Origin of the sequence: Methylobacterium segetis, from assembly GCF_004348265.1 — a bacterium.
GTDB classification, from domain to species: domain Bacteria; phylum Pseudomonadota; class Alphaproteobacteria; order Rhizobiales; family Beijerinckiaceae; genus Methylobacterium; species Methylobacterium segetis.
In genome coordinates, this window is sequence record NZ_SMNT01000208.1 from 1 (window position 1) to 2967 (window position 2967).

Consider the following 2967-nt stretch of genomic DNA (forward strand, 5'->3'; position numbering starts at 1 on the left):
CGAAGGTGAAGGTGGCGTCCCAGACGATATGCCAGACCACCGGAATATCGCCCGGATGGATCACCCCCGTGGCGAGCGCGACCGCCGCGCCTGCCAGCGCGCTCCATCCGATCCCGAGGCCCCTTGGCTGCCAGATGACGAAGACGAGGGTGACGAGGAAGATGGCGAGCGCGAGCATCCGGGCGTTTTCTTCTTATGGGTCGGGGTTGGGGTTCAGGCAGTGCCGACGCGGCGGCCGTGCTCGTCCACGACCCGCTCGCCATCCTCTTTGACGAACTCGCCTTGCTGCCCCGGCAGGAGGTCCAGCACGGCTTCGGACGGCCGGCACAGCCGCACGCCCTTGGGGCTGACCACCAGCGGGCGGTTGAGAAGGATCGGATGCGCCTCGATGGCATCGAGCAGCTGCGCATCGGTCAATGCCGGATCGCCAAGGCCCAGCTCGGCGAACGGCGCGCCCTTCTCCCGCAGTGCGTCGCGGACGGGCAGGCCGGCCCGGGCGAGGAGCTGCACCAGCAGCGCCCGGGCGGGCGGCGTCTTCAGATACTCGATCACATGAGGCTCGATTCCGGCGTTGCGGATCATCGCCAGGGTGTTGCGGGACGTGCCGCAGTCCGGGTTGTGGTAGATGATGACGTCCATCAAGCGACCTCCGGCCGGAGCGCGGTGGCACCGGCTTGTTGGCCGATCTCTCTGACTTTGGCCGACAGGGCCGCCTGGTCGAGGCTGCCGAGCGGCAGGGCGATAAAGGCCGCGATGCGGTTCTTCAGGTAGCGCTGCGCTGTCACGAAGGCGCGCTTGCGCTCGATCTCCGAGCCTTCCGCAGCGGCAGGGTCCTCGATGCCCCAATGAGCGGTCACGGGCTGACCAGTCCAGAAGGGGCAGGGTTCGCCGGCTGCGTTGTCACAGACCGTGAACACGAAATCCATCACCGGAGCACCGGGCGCGGCGAACTCGTCCCAGGACTTCGAGCGCAGCCCGTGCACGGGGTAGTCGCTCTCCCGTAGCGTCTGCAACGCCAGCGGATGCGGCTCGCCCTTGGGCTGGCTACCGGCGGAGTAGGACCGGAAGCGGCCTTGCCCATCCTGGTTCAGCATCGCTTCCGCCAGGATCGAGCGGGCCGAGTTGCCGGTGCAGAGAAACAGGACGTTGTAGACGCGATCAGGCATAGAGGGTGTCTCCGGGTGGGCAGTTGCAGGCGGCGAGGGCGGCGACGGCCGGGGTGCAGACCTCCGGGTGGCCCTGACAGCAGTCGCGCATCAGGAACTGGATCAGGTCGGACAGGGCCGGATAGGCAGCACTGTAGATGATCGAACGGCCCTCGCGCCGCGAGGCGACCAAGCCCGCATGGCTCAGCTCCTTGAGATGGTGGGATACGGTCGCGGCAGAGACGCCGACCGCCTCGGCCAGAACGCCGGAGGCGAGGCCGCCTGGTCCGGCGGTCACGAGCGACCGCACCAGACGCAGGCGGTGTTCCTGCGCCAGGGCCGCAAAGGCGGCGAGGGCTTGCGGTTCATCCATTTTCGTTACAATCTTCAAACGATATTTTGAACGTACAAGAAAGACGTCCCTTGGACAAGCTCAGCCAGCCCTTCAAAGATGGCCTGCCGAACCTCAGCCAAGCGCATTTCGAGGTGCCGACCCGCGACAGCCTAGACGCGGCGGCGCCGTTCACCCATGCGCCCCGCTTCCTGATCCTCTACGGCTCGCTGCGGGAGCGCTCGTTCAGCCGCTGCCTCGCGTACGAGGCCGCCCGGCTCCTCGAAGCCATGGGCGGCGAGGTGCGGATCTTCCACGCGGACGGCCTGCCCCTGCCGGACGATGCGACCGCCGACCACTTAAAGGTGCAGGAGCTGCGCAATCTCTCGATCTGGTCCGAGGGCCAGGTGTGGGTCTCACCGGAGCGGCACGGTACCCTGACCGGCGTGATGAAAAGTCAGATCGACTGGCTGCCCTTGAGCGAGGGCAGCGTGCGGCCGACCCAGGGGCGCACCCTTGCCGTGATGCAGGTCTCCGGCGGCTCGCAGAGCTTCAACGCCGTGAACGCCTTGCGCGTGCTCGGCCGCTGGATGCGGATGATCACCATCCCGAATCAATCGTCCGTGCCGATGGCCTACAAGGAGTTTGACGACGCGGGCCGGATGAAGCCGGGGCCGCTCTACGAGCGGGTCGTGGACGTGTGCGAGGAGCTGGTGAAGTTCACGCTCCTGACCCGAGAGCGGGCCGACTACCTGGTGGACCGCTACAGCGAGCGGAAGGAGCGCGCGCCGGAGCGGCTGAGCGCGGTGGCCGCCGACATTGGCTTTGTGAAGCGCTGAGACCAGTCCCGGGAAACAACCCGAGGAGCATGCCGATGCTGACCCTTGAACGCCCGCACACGATGGCACCGGCCGCCGCCAGCGACATACCGCTGGGTGCCCTGCGCGCTGCCTGCGATACGCAGCCGGAGACGCCCATGGGTGTTCAGTCACGCCAGGCGGACGATCCAACGCGGCTGCCACGTCGCCGAGGTGAAGGCCGAACGGTTCGCCGCCCTCGAACGCGGCGCAAGCCCGGAAGCTTGATCGGATACCCTCATCCTCTCCGGGACGTGACCGAGGGCGACCGCACGCAAATGACCGTCGGCAAGTTCGCCGCGATCATCCGCACGGTGTCCTAACACGTCGGCCCCGACCTGGGCGCCCGCCCGAATCGACGCCATTCCCACCTGGCGGGAGGCATTCCGCGACCCTTGACCTTCCCACCATGGGAAGCCCCATCTGTGCGGGACGCCACCACAGGGAGAGCGTCATGTACCGCTACAAGGTCGACAGGATGGGTTGCGGAGGCTGCGCCAAGTCCGTGACCCGGGCCATCGCCGGCATCGAGCCGGGCGCCCTGGTCGAGGTGGACCTCGGGGCCAAGCTCGTGACCGTGTCCGGCGCGACCGGCCCTGCGGACCGCATTGCCGAGACCATAGTCGCCGCAGGC

7 protein-coding genes are annotated in these 2967 nt (G+C 67.6%); 3 read left to right on the forward strand and 4 right to left on the reverse strand.

Going from position 1 to position 2967, the window contains the following annotated elements:
- From E1J50_RS25965 to E1J50_RS25980, 4 genes are all read right to left on the reverse strand, one after another.
- Nucleotides 1-178, reverse strand: a 178-nt coding sequence (locus E1J50_RS25965; RefSeq protein WP_281024603.1) for an ArsB/NhaD family transporter, incomplete at its 3' end; no start/stop codon positions are given.
- Nucleotides 179-213: 35 nt separating this feature from the next.
- Nucleotides 214-639 (reverse strand): arsenate reductase (glutaredoxin), encoded by a 426-nt coding sequence (arsC, locus tag E1J50_RS25970; protein ID WP_050735113.1) that lies wholly within the window; start codon nt 637-639, stop codon nt 214-216.
- The gene (locus E1J50_RS25975) at nt 639-1166 is read right to left on the reverse strand and encodes an arsenate reductase ArsC (protein WP_050735114.1); all 528 of its coding nucleotides are present in this window, start codon (nt 1164-1166) and stop codon (nt 639-641) included. The genes arsC and E1J50_RS25975 overlap by 1 nt, the downstream gene beginning before the upstream one ends.
- Nucleotides 1159-1518, reverse strand: coding sequence for an ArsR/SmtB family transcription factor (locus E1J50_RS25980; RefSeq protein WP_050735115.1), 360 nt, complete (start codon nt 1516-1518; stop codon nt 1159-1161). The genes E1J50_RS25975 and E1J50_RS25980 overlap by 8 nt, the downstream gene beginning before the upstream one ends.
- A 50-nt stretch (nt 1519-1568) precedes the next feature.
- Here E1J50_RS25980 and arsH point away from each other — a divergent pair, with 50 nt between their 5' ends.
- The 3 genes from arsH to E1J50_RS25995 all read left to right on the forward strand — a co-directional run.
- On the forward strand, nt 1569-2315 hold the full coding sequence (gene arsH, locus E1J50_RS25985; protein WP_050735116.1) for an arsenical resistance protein ArsH: 747 nt from the start codon (nt 1569-1571) through the stop codon (nt 2313-2315).
- A 35-nt stretch (nt 2316-2350) separates the two neighbouring features.
- Nucleotides 2351-2656 carry a hypothetical protein gene (locus tag E1J50_RS25990; protein ID WP_124262909.1) on the forward strand — a complete coding sequence of 102 codons (306 nt, stop codon included), beginning with the start codon at nt 2351-2353 and terminating at the stop codon, nt 2654-2656.
- 131 nt (nt 2657-2787) lie between these two features.
- Nucleotides 2788-2967 (forward strand): heavy-metal-associated domain-containing protein (locus E1J50_RS25995; RefSeq protein WP_132257138.1); only part of this gene is annotated, 180 nt, incomplete at its 3' end.

Bases quoted from the DNA above. Each gene is read 5' to 3' on its own strand.
- E1J50_RS25990 (WP_124262909.1), top strand. From the start codon at position 2,351: ATGCTGACCCTTGAACGCCCGCACACGATGGCACCGGCCGCCGCCAGC.
- arsC (WP_050735113.1), bottom strand. From the start codon at position 639: ATGGACGTCATCATCTACCACAACCCGGACTGCGGCACGTCCCGCAAC.
- E1J50_RS25975 (WP_050735114.1), bottom strand. From the start codon at position 1,166: ATGCCTGATCGCGTCTACAACGTCCTGTTTCTCTGCACCGGCAACTCG.
- E1J50_RS25980 (WP_050735115.1), bottom strand. From the start codon at position 1,518: ATGGATGAACCGCAAGCCCTCGCCGCCTTTGCGGCCCTGGCGCAGGAA.